The following is an 18,118-nucleotide window of genomic DNA, read 5'->3' as shown; positions in this document are numbered from 1 at the left end:
TTTATGAAAATTCAACAGCTACGTTATATTGTGGAAATTGTTAATCAAAATTTAAATGTCACGGAGGCGGCTGCGGCGCTATATACTTCGCAACCGGGGATCAGTAAACAGGTTCGTTTGTTGGAAGAAGAATTAGGGCTAGAAATTTTTGAGCGTAATGGCAAACACATTAAATCCATTACGCCGGCGGGCAAGAAAATTATTGGTATCGCACGTGAATTGTTGGTGAAAACCCAAGCCATTCGGGCGATTGCGGATGAGTATACTCAGCCGAATCATGGCGTGTTACGCATTGCCACCACCAATACACAAGCTCGTTATATGTTGCCGTCGGTGATTGAACGTTTTTCAAAACACTATCCCGATGTCAGTTTACATGTACATCAAGGTTCACCGAATCAAATTTATGATGCGTTGTTGTCTGGCGAAGTGGATTTAGCCATTACCACCGAGGCCCAATATTTATTTGATGATTTAGTGCTGTTGCCTTGTTATTTTTGGAACCGTTCGGTGGTGGTGAAAAAAGATCACCCGTTGGCGAACGTGAAAAATTTAACCATTGCGGAATTGGGTAAACACCCGTTAATTACCTATACGTTCGGGTTTACTGGTGTATCGGATTTGGATTATGCCTTTAACAGCGAGGGTATTTTGCCGAATATCGTGTTTACGGCCACTGATGCGGATGTGATTAAAACCTATGTTCGCTTAGGTTTGGGCGTGGGGATTATCGCCTCCATGGCGCATACTGAGGCTGATACGGATTTAGTTGCTATTGATGCGAGCCATTTATTTAATGCGAGTATGACCCAAATTGCGTTTAAACATAGCACGTTCTTGCGCAATTATATGTACGATTTTATTAATTATTTTTCACTGCACTTAACTCGTACGTTAGTGGAAAAAGCCGAATCTATGCACGATAATAATGCCGTTAAACGCTTGTTTGACGGGGTGCAGTTGGAGAATAAATAACAAAAAATAAGGTGCATTTTATGCACCTTATTTATTTTTTTTTTATTAGGAAATTGCATTCCTTTTTGGGTTAGAAACTGGCGTTCCTTTTTGTGTTAGAAACTAGCGTTTCTTGGCGCTCTAGGGAACGGAATCACATCACGGATATTTTGTACGCCAGTGACATAGACGATTAAACGTTCAAAACCTAGTCCAAAACCTGAATGTGGCACGGTGCCATAACGGCGTAAATCACGATACCACCAGTAATCCTCTGGGTTTAATCCCATTTCGATCATACGTTTATCTAACACATCCAAACGTTCTTCACGTTGTGAACCCCCGATAATTTCACCAATTCCCGGTGCTAATACGTCCATGGCAGCCACGGTTTTGCCGTCATCATTTAAACGCATATAGAATGCTTTAATGTCTTTCGGATAGTTTTTCACCACCACAGGGGATTTAAAGTGTTCTTCAGCTAAATAACGTTCGTGTTCAGAAGATAAGTCGATTCCCCAAGATACTGGGAATTCAAATTTCTTACCCGATTGTAATAACACCTCAATAGCGTCGGTGTAATCAATTTGCGCAAAATCGGAACTGACAAAATTTTCTAAACGGGTAATGACCTCTGGATCCACGTGTTTAGCAAAAAATTCTAAATCATCACGGCGTTCTGCTAATACGGCACGGAATACGTATTTCAACATATCTTCGGCTAATTTAGCATTATCATTCAAATCAGCAAAGGCCACTTCAGGTTCCATCATCCAGAATTCCGCTAAGTGACGTGTGGTATTTGAATTTTCCGCACGGAATGTTGGTCCGAATGTGTAGACCTTGCTTAATGCACAAGCATAGGTTTCCGCATTTAATTGACCCGATACGGTTAAAAAGGATTCACGACCAAAGAAATCTTGCGAAAAATCCACCGCACCTTTGTCGTTACGAGGTAGATTTTCTAAATCAAGGGTGGAAATACGGAACATTTCGCCCGCCCCCTCGGTATCTGACGCAGTGATAATTGGGCTTGCGACCCAATAGAAACCTTGTTCATGGAAGAAACGATGAATCGCTTGCGCTAAACAATGACGTACACGAGCCACGGCACCGATAATATTGGTGCGAGGGCGTAAATGTGCCACTTCACGTAAGTATTCGATACTGTGGCGTTTTGCGGCCATTGGATAAGTATCGGGATCTTCTACCCAACCCGCCACTTCCACGCTTTGAGCTTGTAACTCAACCGCTTGTCCCTCGGCAGGGGATTCTACCACCGTGCCTGTCACAACCACGGAACAGCCCGTGGTTAAACGTAACACTTCCGTTTCATAATTCGCTAAATCGTTATTTACAATCGCTTGAATAGGGGCAAAGCAAGAACCGTCATAGACAGCCAGAAAAGAAAGGCCCGCTTTTGAGTCACGGCGAGTTCTCACCCAACCACGCACAGTTACGCTTTCACCAATCGCAACTTTACCTTGCAGTACGTCGGTGATAGAGGCAATTTTTGTCATTTTTAATCTCCGAAATCAAAATATTATTATTCATAAAAAATTCTGCTTAGTTTACCTTAAATTCAGTGATTTACCAAAAAATCCCTGAAAATATTTGCGAAATACGGCATGTCGTGCTGCTTTTTTGCGTTGCTGAAAAGATTAAGCAAAAAAATTTTGTGATCTATGTCGAATTTTGAACATTTATTGATTGCAGAAAATACAAAAATACTTAATCATATGAACAGGTAACAAGGCATGACGCTTGTTTTTTATCATTAGACCGAAATGAGGTATCGTATGGAAGTTGGTGTTGTTAAATGGTTTAATAATACAAAAGGTTTTGGCTTTATTAATAAAGAGGGCAGTGATGAGGATATTTTTGCTCATTTTTCTGTGATTGAAATGGAGGGGTATCGTTCATTAAAAGCGGGCCAAAAAGTGAATTTTGAGGTTTCACATGGCGAAAAAGGTTCGCAAGCCACAAAAATTATTCCTATTTTTGAATAGAGAGGATGATTAACAAAAAGTGCGGTAAAAATCATGTTATTTTTACCGCACTTTGCTGTTTCTATTTGTTAACGTATTAATTCGGTTTTTTCTTCGATTTCTTGGCTTTATAAATTTTATAAGCCACGTATAACACGACCGCAGCCACGATAACATAAATACCGTGTTGACCGTTTTTCACTTGTTGAGCCAACCAATCTCGATTGTCTGCACCGTGATAACCAAGGTAAACCCAAATCGGCACAGAAATAATGGCGGCACAGAAATCTAACAACACAAAACGAGTATAACTTACTCGATTGGTGATGCCTGATACCATATAAATCGGGGCTCGTAAGCCAGGTAAGAAACGTGCAATAAATAAAACTCGATTACCATATTGATCAAACTTTTCCCGTACCATTTTTAAACGTTTGGAGGAGAGTAATTTGCGTAATGGGCGGAAACGTAAGATTTTTACCCCATAAATACGGCCTAACCAATACATGGTGCTATCACCCGCTAATACGCCGATCATACTCACCACCAACATCATATGCACATTCACATTTTCAGGATAAAGGCCCGCAATAATGCCACCAGAAACCAGAGTAATATCTTCTGGAATCGGCACGCCAAAGCCACAAATAATCAATACAAATAAAACGGCCCAATAGCCATAATCAGTAAAAAAGTTAATTAACACATCCATGAAAAAATCCTATAAATATGAAACAAAATCTTGTATATCGACCGTTCTACATTCACGTTCTATCTTGTCATTTTCTGCCGTGCCGACTAATAAGAGGGCCACAATTTTTTCTTGTTCGGTGCAATGTAAGGCTTGACGCAAGGCGTTACCGTCGCTCCATTTTCCCGTAATCCAAACGTTATCAAAGCCCAAATCTTGTGAGGCTAGTTGAATGCCGTAAGCTGCACAACCCGCAGTAACAAGCTGTTCCCATTCTGGCACTTTGGCAATCGTCGAATCCAATTTTGCGATTACCGCAATCACCATTGGATTGGCGCAGAGTTTGTCGATTTTGTCGAATTGTTTTTGTTCTAAATTCAGGTCCGTTGCCACCTGAGTTAAGGCGTTGGCAAGCGTGGTTAAGCCGTGATTTTCAATGACCACAAAGCGATAAGGTTTTAATTTGCCATGATCGGGTGTGCGCAATGCGGCTTGGAAAATTTGTTCAAGTTGTGCTTTATTGGGGGCAGGCGCCACTAATTTTTTATTTGATCGACGATTGATCAGTAATTCTAATGCGTTCATAACGCTCTTTTCCTCTTTTCTTTACTTTCTTGCTTATTTTAACGTGCATGATTTTAACATAAAAATACCGTGAAAACTTCTCATTTTTGCGGTATATTCCCTTTCAATTCAATAGCTCATCGGTGAATTTGTATTATTTTTTGCCATTTACCGTTTATATTAAGAGGATGTTATGCAACTCATTTTTCGTTTTTTAAAGCAGTGTTGGAAAGCCTTAAACGTTGTTCGACGTGTAGTAATGAATGTGGTTTTTTTGTTATTCGTTTTGGTGTTTATCACATTTGTGAGTTTATTCCATTCACCAACTAAGCAAACAGAATTAGTCGGTGAACAAGGCGCATTGGTGTTAAATTTAGACGGTTATCTGGCGGATAATCGAGAGCAAACAATGACTTGGCAAAAAGCCTTAAACACCTTGGATAGCAATCAAGTTGCTCGTCAAATTTCAACATTTGATGTGGTCTATGCTATTGAAAATGCCAAGAATGATGACCGAATTAAAGGGATTGTGCTAGATTTAAATTATTTTGAGGGCGCTGATTTACCCGCATTGGAATATGTTGGTCATGCTTTAAATGATTTCAAAGCACAACATAAACCCGTGATTGCCATGGCCGATAATTACACGCAAGGGCAATATTTTCTTGCCAGTTTTGCGGATGATATTTATTTAAATACCGTGGGAACCGTGGATATTCACGGCTTATCGGCTGAAAATTTATATTTTAAATCCATGCTAGAAAAATTGGCTGTCACGCCGCACGTTTTCCGTGTGGGAACCTATAAATCAGCGGTGGAGCCGTTTTTGCGTGATGATATGTCACCTGAAGCCAAAGCCAATGCACAACGTTGGTTAGGCGGTATGTGGCAAAATTTCCGTGACGTTGTCGCAAAAAATCGTCAAATTCCGATCAAGGATGTCTTGCCAGACAGCCAAGAATATTTGGTACAACTAAAAGCCTTGCAAGGGGACAGCACGGCTTATGTGAAACAACGGCATTTAGTAACACTATTAGCCAGTCGTCCAGAAACACAACAAAAACTCACCGCAGTTTTTGGTTCATCAACGCAACATGATGAAAGTTATGGCTTTAAAAATGTCGATTTTGATACTTATTTAAGTGCGTTACCTGACCGTCAACAAGGGGACAGTGCCTTTTCTGAGCCAACCCATAAAATTGCCGTTGTGAATGTCGAGGGGACGATTATTGATGGCGAGAGCTACGAAAATGAAGTTGGCGGCGATAGCGTGGCGTATTTACTACGTCAAGCTGCTCAAGATGAGGCGGTTAAAGCGGTAGTTTTACGTGTAAATAGCCCAGGTGGTAGCGCTTTTGCCTCTGAAATTATTCGCCAAGAAATCGATCATTTGCAAGCATTAGGCAAGCCTGTTGTGACCTCAATGGGTTCAATGGCCGCCTCGGGGGGCTACTGGATTTCTAGCACTACGGATTATATTGTGGCGGATAGAAATACGATTACCGGTTCTATTGGCATTTTCGCCATGTTCCCGACCTTTGAAAATAGCTTGAAAAAAATTGGCGTAACGGCTGATGGTGTAAGCACTTCAAAATTAAGCGAAATATCATCAGTGAGTCCATTATCCGAGGAATTAAAACAGGTATTTCAATTAGAAATTGAGAACGGCTATGATCGCTTTTTGGACGTAGTAAGTCGTGGGCGGCAGTTATCAAAAACGGATGTAGATAAAGTTGCACAAGGACAAGTTTGGCTAGGACAAGATGCGTTACAATATAAACTCGTGGACGAACTCGGTGATTTTGAAACTGCGGTGAAAAAAACGGAAGAATTGGCTAATCAGAAAAATAATGAGCAAGCAGAGTATTCCGTAGAATGGTTTGATGAACAACCGCAAGGATTTAAAGCGTTACTGCAAGCCCTACAAACAGAGGCGAAGTCGTTTGTTAACCGTTCGGTAAGCGAGATGATTGGATTGCCAAAACCAGTTGAACAAGTGAGAAGTCAACTTGGGGTGTTGAGTAAATTTAATGATCCGAAAGGGCAGTATTTGTATTGTTTGAATTGTGCAATGGTAAAGTAAATCTAAATCGGATTTCCCTTAATGGAAAGAAAAAAATGACATTATTCAAAACCCTACAAAATGGTCAAAATTATCAAAAAACTTGGTTCTCTCATCCCAAACTTAACCAAATTTTCCCCGAAAATAGGGTGATAAAGGCTACTAAATTTGCTCAAAATATGATGCCGTTTGTCGCAGTTTTTGCTATTGCTTGGCAACAATTCTTTGTACCCCATAGCCATGTAGCGTTATCTGCTGCCATATTAACAGCGCTGTTTGCCTTGTGTATTCCGCTACAAGGATTATATTGGCTCGGCAAACGTGCCCAAACCAGTTTGCCTAAGCAAACTGCGGTGAAATTTCAGCAAATTTCTATGCAACTTCGTCAACAAGGTGTAGCGTTGCCACAGATGGATAAACCGACTTATCAAGATTTAGCTTTTTTATTAAACAAAGCCAACCAACATTTACCCGACACATTCTGGCAAGACCTCTAAATCTAAAAGCAATCGTTTTCTTTTTGCGGAATTTTCGGTAGAATAGCCAACGTTGTTTTTCCTATTTTTGAGATGATTATGTCAGTGATTGATTATATTATTATTGGTATTATTGTATTTTCCGTGATTGTGAGCTTATTACGGGGCTTTGTGCGTGAAGTGTTGTCACTGGCAACGTGGATTGTGGCGTTTATTATTGCTAGCCAGTTTTACCCTTATTTAGCAGGCCTGTTAACCCAAATTGCTTCTGAATATATCCGTAACGGCGTGGCTATCGGTATCTTGTTTATATTAACCCTGATTGTGGGGGGGATTGTGAATTATGTCATTTCGCAATTAGTGGATAAAACAGGTCTGTCAGGCACGGATCGCGTGTTGGGCGCCTGTTTTGGCTTTTTACGTGGTGTATTGATTGTTGCTGCTTTACTGTTCTTTGTGGATACCTTTACTAATTTTGAGCAAAGTGACGCATGGAAATCGTCGCAATTAATACCGCACTTTGGTTTTGTGGTCGAGTGGTTTTTCCAACAATTACAAGCCAATTCCAGTTTCTTAAATTCAACCTTAACCCCCGTGAAATAAAAGGAGCATAGCAAATGTGTGGCATCGTCGGTATCGTTTCTCAAACTCCCGTTAATCAGGCCATTTATGATGCGTTAATGGTGTTACAACATCGTGGCCAAGATGCCACTGGTATCGTCACCGTCGATGATGAAAACTGTTTCCGTCTGCGTAAAGCAAATGGTTTAGTAAGTGATGTATTTCAACAAATACACATGCAACGTTTACAGGGAAATTCAGGAATAGGGCATGTTCGTTATCCAACCGCAGGGAGTTCTAATGTATCCGAGGCGCAACCTTTTTATGTCAATTCTCCTTATGGTTTAGCCTTAGTCCATAATGGTAATCTGACAAATTCTGATGAACTGAAAGAGAAACTATATAAACTAGCCCGTCGCCATGTTAATACTAATTCTGATTCTGAAGCCTTGCTTAATATTCTTGCTCACCATATTGATCACATCGACAAAGCTATTCTTTCTCCTCAAGATGTATTTACTGCCATTCGTGCAACTAATCAGGATATTAAAGGAGCCTATGCTTGCGTGGCGATGATTATTGGGCATGGCTTAGTGGCGTTTCGTGATCCAAATGGGATTCGTCCATTGGTATTAGGACAACGGGAAGAAAAAGGCAAAATGGAATATATGTTTGCCTCCGAAACCGTGGCGTTAGACACCGTTGGTTTTGAATTTGTGCGAGATGTGAAACCGGGTGAGGCCATTTATGTGACCTTTGAGGGCGAAATTTTTTCCGAAATTTGTGCGGAACAGACGCAACTGACGCCTTGTATTTTTGAATACGTCTATTTTGCACGTCCTGACAGTACCATTGATGGCGTTTCTGTGTATGCGGCACGTGTGCATATGGGCGAACGTTTAGGCCAGAAAATTGCTCGAGAATGGAAAGATATTGACATTGACGTGGTGATTCCTGTACCAGAAACCTCCAATGATATTGCCTTGCGAATTTCAAATGTATTAGGCAAACCTTATCGTCAAGGCTTTGTGAAAAATCGTTATGTAGGACGTACCTTTATTATGCCTGGACAAACCCAACGGGTGAGTGCCGTTCGGCGTAAATTAAATACGATTTCTGCGGAATTTAAAGGCAAAAACGTGCTATTAGTGGACGACTCCATTGTGCGTGGCACGACCTCCGAGCAAATTGTCGAAATGGCACGTGCGGCGGGGGCAAATAAAATCTATTTTGCCTCGGCGGCGCCCGAAATTCGTTATCCGAATGTGTACGGCATTGATATGCCGACTAAGAATGAACTCATTGCTTATGGTCGTAATGTTGAGGAAATTGCGCAGTTAATCGGTGTAGATGGGCTTATTTTCCAAGATCTGGAGGCATTAAAAATTTCCATTCAGCAAGAAAACCCTGCTATTCGTGAGTTTGATGCCTCGGTGTTCACTGGTCAATATATTACGGGCGATATTACGCCTGAATATTTAGAACGTATAGCGGAAAAACGTAATGATAAAGCGAAAACAAAACGTGAGAAAGACGCGGCGAATTTAGAAATTCATAACGAACGCTAATCTCAAAAAGAATGAAAAATTTACCGCACTTTGTTAAAAATAATGCAACGTGCGGTATTTTTTAGACAAAAATTTAGCTCTATTAAATTAATTGATTTTTACTGCTAAAAATCCTTTTTAATTTCTCTTTATTTAGGGTAGAGTTAGTGTAGTTTGACTTTTTTGTCATATTGACGGGTTGGATAGCCAGAAATGTTCTGGCTTATCCATTTATTTGTAATCAACCAATTTGAAGGAAACATTATGTTAATTGGTGTACCTAGAGAACTGCTTGAGAATGAAAGTCGGGTAGCGGCAACGCCAAAGACGGTTCAGCAAATTCAAAAACTCGGCTTTGATGTACTCGTAGAACAGGGTGCGGGGTTTAAAGCCAGTTTTGAAGATCAAGCCTTTATAGATGTCGGCGCAAAAATCGGTTCGGCGCAAGATGTTTGGAATGCGGACGTGATTTTTAAAGTCAATGCGCCAACGGATACGGAAATCGGGTTAATTAAAGAGGGCGCCACCTTGGTGAGCTTTATTTGGCCTGCGCAAAATCCAGAATTAATGGAAAAATTATCGGCGAAAAAAATTAATGTGCTAGCCATGGATTCGGTGCCACGTATTTCTCGTGCGCAAGCCTTGGATGCGTTAAGTTCTATGGCCAATATTTCGGGGTATCGTGCGGTGATTGAGGCCGCCAATTCATTCGGTAGTTTCTTTACGGGACAAATTACTGCAGCAGGTAAAGTGCCACCGGCTAAAGTGTTGGTGATTGGTGCGGGTGTTGCAGGTCTTGCAGCAATCGGTGCGGCCAATAGTCTTGGTGCGATTGTGCGTGCTTTTGACAGCCGTCCAGAAGTAAAAGAGCAAGTGAAATCCATGGGTGCAGACTTCTTAGAAATTGATTTCGAAGAAGAAGGCGGTTCAGGTGACGGTTATGCGAAAGTGATGTCAGAAGAATTTAACCGTCGTGCCATGGAACTGTATGCAGCACAAGCCAAAGAAGTCGATATTATTATCACCACGGCAGCGATTCCTGGCAAACCTGCGCCACGTTTAATCACTAAAGAAATGGTCGATTCCATGAAACCGGGGTCAGTGATTGTGGATTTAGCCGCAGCGACTGGCGGTAACTGCGAATACACCAAAGCAGGTGAAATTTTTGTCACCGATAATCAAGTGAAAGTGATTGGTTATACTGACTTCCCAGCGCGTTTACCAACCCAATCTTCCCAACTTTATGGTACTAACTTAGTTAATTTATTGAAATTATTAGCACCAAATAAAGATGCTCAAATTGATATTAATTTTGAAGATGTGGTATTGCGTGGCGTGACTGTCATTCGTGATGGTGAGGTCACATGGCCTGCTCCGCCAATTCAAGTATCCGCTCAACCGCAAAAACAAGCGGCAGCACCAGTAGCGAAAAAAGAAGAAAAACCAACCAATCCAAAAGTTAAATATGGCATTATGGCGTTGGTGGCATGCTTGTTCTTAGCCTTAGCTTCAGTGACGCCAACGGCATTTTTGTCACATTTTACCGTATTCGTGCTAGCTTGCGTGGTGGGGTATTATGTGGTTTGGAACGTCAGCCACGCCTTGCATACCCCATTAATGGCGGTCACCAATGCGATTTCAGGCATTATTATTGTGGGTGCGGTATTGCAAATTGCACAAGGCAGTTTCTTTATTAGCATTTTAGCATTTATTGCCATTTTAGTGGCAAGCATTAATATTTTCGGGGGATTCAAAGTCACCCAACGTATGCTTGCCATGTTTAGAAAAGGTTAAGGAGAAAAATATGTCATTAGGTTTAGTACAAGCGGCATATATTGTATCCGCATTACTTTTTATTATGAGCTTGGCGGGTCTTTCTAAACATGAAACCGCAAAAGCAGGTTGTTGGTATGGTATCGTCGGTATGGCGATTGCGTTAGTGGCGACCATTTTCGGGCCTGTCACCGAAGGGCAATTTTGGATTATTATTGCCATGATTATCGGGGCGATTCTTGGTATTCATCGTGCCTTAAAAGTGGAAATGACCGAAATGCCAGAACTTGTCGCAATTCTTCACAGCTTTGTGGGTTTAGCCGCTGTTCTTGTGGGTTTCAATAGCTTTGGTTTGCATATTCATCCTGAATTTGTGGCACCAGAGGGCATGACTTTTACCAGTCCAGATGCTTTAGAAACAGCGAAAGCGGCCTTTTTAGCCGAGCAAGATGTGCTTGCTAATATTCACAATGTGGAAGTGTTTTTAGGCATCTTTATTGGTGCGGTGACCTTTACTGGTTCTATTGTAGCCTTTGGTAAATTACGTGGAATCATCAATTCTAAAGCCTTAGCTTTACCACATCGCCATAAACTCAATTTAGCCGCTTTAGTAGTGTCTGCATTGTTAATGGTGGCGTTCTTAAACTCACCAGATAATATCTTCCCTGTGTTATTAATGACAGCCATTGCGCTTGCATTCGGTTGGCATTTAGTGGCCTCTATCGGTGGGGCAGATATGCCAGTGGTGGTGTCCATGTTGAACTCTTATTCAGGTTGGGCAGCAGCAGCAGCCGGTTTTATGTTGAACAACGACTTATTAATCGTCACGGGGGCGTTGGTCGGTTCGTCCGGTGCAATTCTTTCCTACATTATGTGTAAGGCCATGAACCGTTCCTTTGTGAGCGTGATTGCCGGTGGTTTTGGTAATGATGTGGTAGCAAGTTCTGATGAAGAACAAGGTGAACATCGTGAAACCACTGCAGAAGAAGTGGCAGAATTATTGAAAAATGCGAGTTCTGTGATTATCACCCCTGGATACGGCATGGCAGTTGCTCAAGCACAATATCCAGTGGCAGACATCACCGCTAAATTGCGTGAACGTGGTATTAACGTACGTTTCGGTATTCACCCTGTGGCAGGCCGTTTACCAGGTCACATGAACGTGTTATTAGCCGAAGCCAAAGTGCCTTATGACGTGGTATTAGAAATGGATGAAATCAATGATGATTTTGCTGATACGGATGTTGTATTAGTTATCGGGGCCAACGACACCGTTAACCCTGCTGCATTAGATGATCCAAACAGCCCAATCGCAGGTATGCCAGTCTTGGAAGTGTGGAAAGCCCAAAACGTCATCGTATTCAAACGCTCAATGGCGGTGGGTTACGCAGGCGTGCAAAATCCATTGTTCTTTAAAGAAAATACCCAAATGTTGTTTGGTGATGCCAAAGAACGTGTGGATGATATTTTAAAAGCATTGTAATATTGCGTTAAAATTGTTTACAATATAACCGTACTTGGGAGCAAGTGCGGTTATTTTTTTAAGGTATTTTTTTATTTTTGTGATCTTGATTCCATAATTGATAAGAAAATCTTTTGTTTTTAGCAAATTCTTTTATATTGCGTGTTACAATCAAACCAATATGAGAATTTGCTTATGCAAATAGAATATGATTTACAAAAATCAGAAAAAAATGAACGAGAACGAGGATTGTCTTTTGAATTAGTGAAAGGATTCCATTGGTATTCTGCTATTATTGTTCCTGACGTTCGATTTAACTATCCTGAGCCGCGTTTTACCGCCACAGGTTTTTTGGGGCGAACACAACGTTTGCATGTCGTTTGTTTTACACCTATTGAATCAGGCGTGAGAGTGATTAGTTTTCGTAAAGCAAATAAAAGAGAGATAAAAAAATATGAAAGAGAGAGAACCCTTAACTAATGAAGATGGTGAAGTGAGAGAACTTACAGCAGAAGACTTTGCTTTGGCTCGTCCTTTAGTAGAAGTCATGCCTCCAGAGTTTGTGGAAATGGTATTGGCTCATCAAAAAGAAATGGAAGAAGAACAAGCAAAGAAAGTAGCTCAAAAAACACAGTCTGTGACGTTATCCCTTTCACCTGAAGTCCTTTCAGCTTTTCGTGCCACAGGGCGTGGATGGCAAGGAAGAATTAATGATGCTTTATTACAATATGTGAAAACCTCCCCTGATTTTTCTTAAATGATTGATAGAAACTTATTGTAAAAGAACCGCACTTTAAAAGTGCGGTGCTTTTTTGGGGGAATTTATTCCGTTTGTGTTGGTTTCTTTTCTAAAATATTATTTTCATCTAATGTCAGCAAGCGAGAAATGGCGTTACGATAAGAGATCTCTAAACTCTCACGGCTTGTTGCTAATACGCCTTGATCCACTAAAAAGCCATCATTAACATCATAAACCCAACCATGTAAGGATAATTTTGCACCACGCTCCCAAGCAGATTGCACAATAGAGGAGCGACCAAGGTTGTAAACTTGTTCCGCTACGTTGATTTTGGTCAGCATATCGGCCCGTTTTTCAGGCGACAGATTACCAAGCAAATGGCTGTGTTTAAACCAAATATCTCGAATATGCAATAACCAGTTATTGATTAGTCCCAAATCTTGATTTTTCATGGCAGCATTAATACCGCCACAATTCGTGTGGCCGCAAATAATAATGTGTTCAATATTTAACACATCTACCGCATATTGCACTACCGATAGACAGTTGAGATCGGTATGAATGACTTGGTTTGCCACATTACGGTGGACAAATAATTCCCCCGGTTCTAAATTGGTGAGCTTTTCTGCGGGCACACGGCTGTCGGAACAACCAATCCATAAATAATGAGGGGTTTGGTGTTCGGCTAATTCTTTGAAATAATCGGAGTTTTCTTCTTTCATTCGCAACGCCCAACTGTGGTTGTTAGCAAATAATTGTTCAATTCGTTTCATCATTTTTAGGTTTCCTATTGAATAATTTCATAACAAGGTTCGTAGGCGTCACCGGTCGGCAATTTCATGCGGTGTTGCACAATAAAGTCCTGTAAGAGTTGATCGATTTTATTCATCAGTTGTTGATCGCCCCGTAGTTGGAATTTTCCTAAACTGGCAATCTTATCTTGGGTTTCCGCTTTAATATTACCTGCCACAATGCCTGAAAAAGCACGGCGTAAATTGGCCACTAATTCCACCGCACTTTGGTTTAAATGGAGGTTAAGATTCGCCATATTTTCATGGGTCGGCACGAAAGGCTGTTGGAATGCCTCGTCAATTTCGAGCGACCAATTAAAGCTGTAACTATCGCCTTTTTCAAAGCGTTGTTGTTGAATTTGGGTCATGGCGGCTTTCATGCGGCGTGACACCGTCACGGGGTCGTCAATAATAATTTGATACAGCGATTGTGCCTGTTCGCCCAAGGTGTCTTTGACAAAGCGATCTATGGCCTCAAAATACCCTTGGCTTTCTTTTGGCCCTGTGAGAATTAACGGCAAGGTTTGTGCTTGATTTTTCGGATTAAGTTTTATGCCTAAAATAAACATAAATTCTTCAAAAGTACCAGGGCCACCAGCGAAAATAATAATACCATGTCCCATGCGCACAAACGCCTCGAGGCGTTTTTCAATATCGGGCATGATAATCAATTCATTGACAATCGGATTCGGCGGCTCGGAGGCGATAATGGACGGTTCAGTAATGCCAATAAAGCGACTGTTTTTATAGCGTTGGTTGGCATGGCCAATGGCTGCGCCTTTCATTGGGGCCTCCATGACACCCGTGCCACAACCCGTGATAATATTCAGTTCACGCAAGCCCAATTCTGTACCGACGGCACGGCAGTATTGATATTCCACCTCGCTAATCGAATGACCGCCCCAACAGACCACTAAATTCGGTTTTTCACCCACAATCAAGGCTTTGGCATTGCGTAGAATACTAAATACCAAATTGGTAGTTTGCTCGCTAGTTAAATCTATTTTTGAAATCATGCTATTAACAAATAAAATATCTCGTAATACGGCAAAAGAATGGTATTGAATATTGCGAATCATCACATCATCCACAAATGCTGTTTCAGGCGGGTGATGTAATTCAAGGGCAATGCCACGTTCCCTTGCGACTAAATTAATATCGAAATTATCGTATTTGGCTAATAAGGCTCGGCTATCATCTGTCACTGCACCAGAATTGAGTACCGCCAACGTACAATTACGATAAAGTTGATAGAGTGGCGATCCTGCTTGTTTGGTGAGTTGGCAAACTTCAATATGGGAAAGCTGATCCATGCTGCCTTTCGGATTAATATAATACACTTGATTCATCTTATTGTCTGGCTAATCGTTGGTTAAGGGGAATCGGTTCAAAGTTTGAACGGAACGGATTAATATCTAAACCGCCACGACGGGTATAGCGAGCATATACCGTTAATTTTTCTGGTTGAGCATAACGCATTAAGTCGCTGAAAATCCGTTCGACACATTGTTCGTGAAATTCATTATGTTGACGGAATGAGATGAAATAGCGTAATAATTTTTCTCGGTCAATTTGTTTGCCCACATAATGAATTTGTACGGAGCCCCAGTCAGGTTGACTGGTAATTAAGCAATTCGATTTAAGTAAATGGCTGACTAAGGTTTCTTCCACCGGTAAATTGTGGGTGCAATCTTGTAAGTAATCCGCATTAAACGCATAATCAGTGATTTCAATATCTTGATCATCAATACATTCGCCAGTAAAATCCACAATCTCTTGCTGTCTGTAAAATTCGAGAGAATTTAACCGCACGTTGACATCACCGTTAGCACATTGTGCTAAATCCTGTTGAATGGTGCGTTGTACCTGTTCAAGAGAATCAAATTTCGTTTGGTTAAAGCTGTTTAAATAGAGTTTGAAACTTTTCGATTCAATTAAATTTAATGATCGGTAATCAATTTCTACATCCGCAATGGCGACTTGTGGCAAGCCTTTGGGGTTGAGCCATGAAATTTCATAGGCGGTCCAAATATCCGCACCGAATGTAAAGGGCTGTTGCTCCGTTATGCCGAGAGTATCACGGTTCAGTGAACGTGGCACGGGTTGCAGTAAAGTGCGGTCATAAATGGCACAATATTCTGTTTTTTGCCCGAGTTTTAACGCTTTTAAGCTGTCGTTATTATCGTACATTATTTCTTCCAGATAATATGACATTCACGTTCATCTTCGTGATGTGAAATTAAAAATTTAGCAAATACGTCGTCCATGATGTCTTGCTCATTAACAAGACCCACCCATACTTCGACATATTCAGTTGGGTCAATCAGCACGCCAATTTCTAGCTCCCAATCCTCAGCGGTTTCTACCACTTCCACACCGCCTCGTTCTTCAAATTGCAGATTGAACAACAGAATATCGGCAGGATCTAGATTTTCGCCCGCCATTTCAAGAAAAATATCATAGGCAATATCAATCGCCGTATCGGGATCCAGTTTTTTTATCGTTTCAGTCATATATGATTACGTTTGGGACGTTTTAAAATAAAAAAGTGCGGTGATTTTCACCGCACTTTTGCTCTGTTTCGTGCCAGTGATGGATTAGGCTTTTTTACTTGGCTTAATGGCCAATAAATTACATTTTAATTTGCTAATCACATGTTCTGCCGTGTTGCCGAGGAGAGCAGCGGATAATCCCGTACGCCCCACGGTGCCTAAAATCACTAACTCTGCCTCAATGTCTTTGGCCACTTGCGGAATAATTTCTTCTGGGAATCCCTCATACACATGCGTATGATCTTCTGCAATGCCAAAATGCTGACGGAGGGCTTTCATATTAATTAAATGTTGGCCACGCACACCGTTGACGTATTCACTGGAATGAAATTCGGGTAAATCAATTGCCATGTTCATTGGGGTTGGCGGATAAGCCGCCACCAAATGCACATTGCCACGTTCCAACTGATCGGCCAAATCCATGCTGAGGGATACCAATTCTTTGTTGAAAATATCATGGTATTCTTCATCACCAGACACATTCACCGCCACTAAAATACGGCGTTGATGTTTCCAGTCGCCATCACGCACCATTAATAATGGGGTTGGGCATTTACGCAATAATTGCCAATCCATCGGGGTGACAAAGAGGGAAGTTAAACTTTCTTCTTCTTTGGTATATTTAATCACTAAATCATAATGATGATTGTCGATTTCTTCTACAATGGCCTCTGATTCATTGCTTGACCATACCACACGAGAGTGGAAGTTGATCATCGGATCGGCGTATTTTTCTAAATAAGGCAATACATCTTTTTGACGTTGTGTCACCACGGTTTGGTGCATTTCTTCCCGTTCGTCGGAAGATAGCAACGCAGACATTTCATAAGACAGATCATAGACGGGCAGAAAAACCGTAATGTTGACGGGTGTGTCACTTTTTTGTTCTTTGACCAAACGAACAGCACGTGCAAGGCCGTATTGTTTTTCATTTTCTGGGTTAAGAATAACGAGAATATTATTGAATTTCATCATAACCTCCATGGAGATGTTGCAGTTCAGTTTTATTCAATTTTGAATATAACTAGCATAGTGCGGATTGCATAAAATAACAAGCAACAGTCTTTAAAAATGTGATCTAGCCGACAAATTTTATGTGATTTATGCACCGCACTTTTTATTCAAATGCAATCTTGGTGCGGTGAATGCCCGCAATTTCGGTTAATTCTGGCAAACTGTTAATGGTAATATATTTGCCTTGCACCGCTAATACGCCGAGTTTTTGGAAACGCCCCAATAAACGGCTAATGGTTTCCACGGTTAAGCCAAGATAATTACCAATATCGCCACGGGTCATGGTTAAACGAAATTCTCTGGGTGAAAAACCTCGAGCAGAGTAGCGTTTGGATAAATTGTAAATAAACGCCGCTAAACGTTCTTCCGCATTCATTTTGGATAACAACAAAATCATTTCTTGATCGCTTTTGATTTCGCTACTCATTAATCGCATAATTTGTTGGCGTAATTTCGGCAATTTGCCTGAAAGGTCGTTTAAAATATCAAAAGGAATTTCACACACCATGGCGGTTTCCAAGGCTTGAGCATAGCTTGGATGTTTCATATTCATAATGGCATCAAAGCCGACTAAATCACCGGGTAAATGAAAGGAAGTAATTTGCTCCTCGCCCGCCTCATTAATGGTGTAAGATTTAATGGTACCAGAACGAATCGCATACAGGGAAACCAATTCATCCCCCGCTTTAAATAACAGGTGTGATTTTTGGATCGGTTTTTTTCGCTCGATAATATTATCGAGCTGATCTAATTCATGAGCATTCAGGGTAAAAGGAATACATAATTGGCTAATACTGCAATCTTGGCAGTGAATCGCACAGCCACCAGATTGGATACGACGAGTCATGCGTGGTTCAGATGATAAAATACTCATTATGCCTCAAAATTTATGATAAAATTGATCTAACTCAAAAATAATAGCATTAAAATGCAAAATTAAGAAG

Annotated in this window: 19 protein-coding genes; 10 read left to right on the top strand and 9 right to left on the bottom strand. The window is 41.0% G+C overall.

Annotated elements, in window-relative coordinates:
* Positions 1–3 precede the first annotated feature (3 nt).
* The gene (gene cysB, locus ACTG7L_RS04210) at positions 4–975 is read left to right on the top strand and encodes an HTH-type transcriptional regulator CysB (RefSeq protein ID WP_439327538.1); all 972 of its coding nucleotides are present in this window, start codon (positions 4–6) and stop codon (positions 973–975) included.
* Between the two features lie 95 nt (positions 976–1,070).
* On the opposite strand, the gene asnS is transcribed toward cysB, so the two are convergent.
* Positions 1,071–2,474 carry an asparagine--tRNA ligase gene (gene asnS / locus ACTG7L_RS04205; protein WP_439243740.1) on the bottom strand — a complete coding sequence of 468 codons (1,404 nt, stop codon included), beginning with the start codon at positions 2,472–2,474 and terminating at the stop codon, positions 1,071–1,073.
* A gap of 279 nt (positions 2,475–2,753) precedes the next feature.
* Between asnS and cspD the strand changes: the two genes are divergently transcribed.
* Positions 2,754–2,963 carry a cold shock domain-containing protein CspD gene (cspD, locus tag ACTG7L_RS04200; RefSeq protein WP_439243743.1) on the top strand — a complete coding sequence of 70 codons (210 nt, stop codon included), beginning with the start codon at positions 2,754–2,756 and terminating at the stop codon, positions 2,961–2,963.
* A 76-nt stretch (positions 2,964–3,039) separates the two neighbouring features.
* Here cspD and ACTG7L_RS04195 read toward each other — a convergent pair whose 3' ends face one another.
* Positions 3,040–3,654 (bottom strand): DedA family protein, encoded by a 615-nt coding sequence (locus ACTG7L_RS04195; protein WP_439243746.1) that lies wholly within the window; start codon positions 3,652–3,654, stop codon positions 3,040–3,042.
* A gap of 9 nt (positions 3,655–3,663) precedes the next feature.
* Positions 3,664–4,218, bottom strand: a complete 555-nt coding sequence (locus ACTG7L_RS04190) for a nitroreductase family protein (protein ID WP_439327537.1) — start codon at positions 4,216–4,218, stop codon at positions 3,664–3,666.
* A gap of 172 nt (positions 4,219–4,390) precedes the next feature.
* Between ACTG7L_RS04190 and sppA the strand changes: the two genes are divergently transcribed.
* From sppA to ACTG7L_RS04150, 8 genes are all read left to right on the top strand, one after another.
* Positions 4,391–6,280: a signal peptide peptidase SppA gene (gene sppA / locus ACTG7L_RS04185; protein WP_439327536.1), complete on the top strand. Its 1,890-nt coding sequence runs from the start codon at positions 4,391–4,393 to the stop codon at positions 6,278–6,280.
* Positions 6,281–6,315: 35 nt separating this feature from the next.
* A complete protein-coding gene (gene yfbV / locus ACTG7L_RS04180; RefSeq protein WP_439327535.1) occupies positions 6,316–6,756 on the top strand; it encodes a terminus macrodomain insulation protein YfbV in 441 nt (146 codons plus the stop codon).
* Positions 6,757–6,840: 84 nt separating this feature from the next.
* The gene (locus tag ACTG7L_RS04175) at positions 6,841–7,338 is read left to right on the top strand and encodes a CvpA family protein (protein WP_439327651.1); all 498 of its coding nucleotides are present in this window, start codon (positions 6,841–6,843) and stop codon (positions 7,336–7,338) included.
* A 14-nt stretch (positions 7,339–7,352) separates the two neighbouring features.
* Positions 7,353–8,864, top strand: a complete 1,512-nt coding sequence (gene purF, locus ACTG7L_RS04170) for an amidophosphoribosyltransferase (protein ID WP_439327534.1) — start codon at positions 7,353–7,355, stop codon at positions 8,862–8,864.
* A 243-nt stretch (positions 8,865–9,107) separates the two neighbouring features.
* Positions 9,108–10,637 (top strand): Re/Si-specific NAD(P)(+) transhydrogenase subunit alpha, encoded by a 1,530-nt coding sequence (pntA, locus tag ACTG7L_RS04165; RefSeq protein WP_439327533.1) that lies wholly within the window; start codon positions 9,108–9,110, stop codon positions 10,635–10,637.
* Between the two features lie 10 nt (positions 10,638–10,647).
* Positions 10,648–12,099, top strand: coding sequence for a Re/Si-specific NAD(P)(+) transhydrogenase subunit beta (gene pntB, locus ACTG7L_RS04160; RefSeq protein ID WP_439327532.1), 1,452 nt, complete (start codon positions 10,648–10,650; stop codon positions 12,097–12,099).
* A 174-nt stretch (positions 12,100–12,273) separates the two neighbouring features.
* The gene (locus ACTG7L_RS04155; RefSeq protein WP_439327531.1) at positions 12,274–12,558 is read left to right on the top strand and encodes a BrnT family toxin; all 285 of its coding nucleotides are present in this window, start codon (positions 12,274–12,276) and stop codon (positions 12,556–12,558) included.
* Positions 12,533–12,835 carry a BrnA antitoxin family protein gene (locus ACTG7L_RS04150; protein WP_439327530.1) on the top strand — a complete coding sequence of 101 codons (303 nt, stop codon included), beginning with the start codon at positions 12,533–12,535 and terminating at the stop codon, positions 12,833–12,835. Before ACTG7L_RS04155 ends, ACTG7L_RS04150 begins: the two co-directional genes overlap by 26 nt.
* Positions 12,836–12,900: 65 nt before the next feature.
* Here ACTG7L_RS04150 and can read toward each other — a convergent pair whose 3' ends face one another.
* The 6 genes from can to ACTG7L_RS04120 all read right to left on the bottom strand — a co-directional run bounded on the left by can (position 12,901) and on the right by ACTG7L_RS04120 (position 18,048).
* Entirely contained in the window at positions 12,901–13,590 is a 690-nt protein-coding gene (gene can / locus ACTG7L_RS04145; RefSeq protein WP_439327650.1) for a carbonate dehydratase, read from the bottom strand.
* Positions 13,591–13,604: 14 nt separating this feature from the next.
* A complete protein-coding gene (gene ppnN, locus ACTG7L_RS04140) occupies positions 13,605–14,957 on the bottom strand; it encodes a nucleotide 5'-monophosphate nucleosidase PpnN (protein ID WP_439327529.1) in 1,353 nt (450 codons plus the stop codon).
* Position 14,958: 1 nt separating this feature from the next.
* Positions 14,959–15,798, bottom strand: a complete 840-nt coding sequence (gene queF / locus ACTG7L_RS04135) for an NADPH-dependent 7-cyano-7-deazaguanine reductase QueF (protein ID WP_439327528.1) — start codon at positions 15,796–15,798, stop codon at positions 14,959–14,961.
* Positions 15,798–16,121 carry an HI1450 family dsDNA-mimic protein gene (locus ACTG7L_RS04130; RefSeq protein ID WP_439327527.1) on the bottom strand — a complete coding sequence of 108 codons (324 nt, stop codon included), beginning with the start codon at positions 16,119–16,121 and terminating at the stop codon, positions 15,798–15,800. The genes queF and ACTG7L_RS04130 overlap by 1 nt, the downstream gene beginning before the upstream one ends.
* A gap of 84 nt (positions 16,122–16,205) precedes the next feature.
* The gene (gene uspE / locus ACTG7L_RS04125) at positions 16,206–17,132 is read right to left on the bottom strand and encodes a universal stress protein UspE (RefSeq protein WP_439241555.1); all 927 of its coding nucleotides are present in this window, start codon (positions 17,130–17,132) and stop codon (positions 16,206–16,208) included.
* Positions 17,133–17,277: 145 nt separating this feature from the next.
* On the bottom strand, positions 17,278–18,048 hold the full coding sequence (locus ACTG7L_RS04120; protein WP_439241557.1) for an FNR family transcription factor: 771 nt from the start codon (positions 18,046–18,048) through the stop codon (positions 17,278–17,280).
* Positions 18,049–18,118: the final 70 nt, after the last annotated feature.

Source organism: Lonepinella sp. BR2357, from assembly GCF_051851525.1.
GTDB lineage: Bacteria > Pseudomonadota > Gammaproteobacteria > Enterobacterales > Pasteurellaceae > Lonepinella.
This window is presented reverse-complemented; position numbering and strand designations above follow the sequence as displayed.

Coding starts and splice junctions, on each gene's coding strand:
- cysB (WP_439327538.1), top strand. CDS start 4: ATGAAAATTCAACAGCTACGTTATATTGTGGAAATTGTTAATCAAAAT.
- asnS (WP_439243740.1), bottom strand. CDS start 2,474: ATGACAAAAATTGCCTCTATCACCGACGTACTGCAAGGTAAAGTTGCG.
- cspD (WP_439243743.1), top strand. CDS start 2,754: ATGGAAGTTGGTGTTGTTAAATGGTTTAATAATACAAAAGGTTTTGGC.
- ACTG7L_RS04195 (WP_439243746.1), bottom strand. CDS start 3,654: ATGGATGTGTTAATTAACTTTTTTACTGATTATGGCTATTGGGCCGTT.
- ACTG7L_RS04190 (WP_439327537.1), bottom strand. CDS start 4,218: ATGAACGCATTAGAATTACTGATCAATCGTCGATCAAATAAAAAATTA.
- sppA (WP_439327536.1), top strand. CDS start 4,391: ATGCAACTCATTTTTCGTTTTTTAAAGCAGTGTTGGAAAGCCTTAAAC.
- yfbV (WP_439327535.1), top strand. CDS start 6,316: ATGACATTATTCAAAACCCTACAAAATGGTCAAAATTATCAAAAAACT.
- purF (WP_439327534.1), top strand. CDS start 7,353: ATGTGTGGCATCGTCGGTATCGTTTCTCAAACTCCCGTTAATCAGGCC.
- pntA (WP_439327533.1), top strand. CDS start 9,108: ATGTTAATTGGTGTACCTAGAGAACTGCTTGAGAATGAAAGTCGGGTA.
- pntB (WP_439327532.1), top strand. CDS start 10,648: ATGTCATTAGGTTTAGTACAAGCGGCATATATTGTATCCGCATTACTT.
- ACTG7L_RS04155 (WP_439327531.1), top strand. CDS start 12,274: ATGCAAATAGAATATGATTTACAAAAATCAGAAAAAAATGAACGAGAA.
- ACTG7L_RS04150 (WP_439327530.1), top strand. CDS start 12,533: ATGAAAGAGAGAGAACCCTTAACTAATGAAGATGGTGAAGTGAGAGAA.
- can (WP_439327650.1), bottom strand. CDS start 13,590: ATGAAACGAATTGAACAATTATTTGCTAACAACCACAGTTGGGCGTTG.
- ppnN (WP_439327529.1), bottom strand. CDS start 14,957: ATGAATCAAGTGTATTATATTAATCCGAAAGGCAGCATGGATCAGCTT.
- queF (WP_439327528.1), bottom strand. CDS start 15,798: ATGTACGATAATAACGACAGCTTAAAAGCGTTAAAACTCGGGCAAAAA.
- ACTG7L_RS04130 (WP_439327527.1), bottom strand. CDS start 16,121: ATGACTGAAACGATAAAAAAACTGGATCCCGATACGGCGATTGATATT.
- uspE (WP_439241555.1), bottom strand. CDS start 17,132: ATGAAATTCAATAATATTCTCGTTATTCTTAACCCAGAAAATGAAAAA.
- ACTG7L_RS04120 (WP_439241557.1), bottom strand. CDS start 18,048: ATGAGTATTTTATCATCTGAACCACGCATGACTCGTCGTATCCAATCT.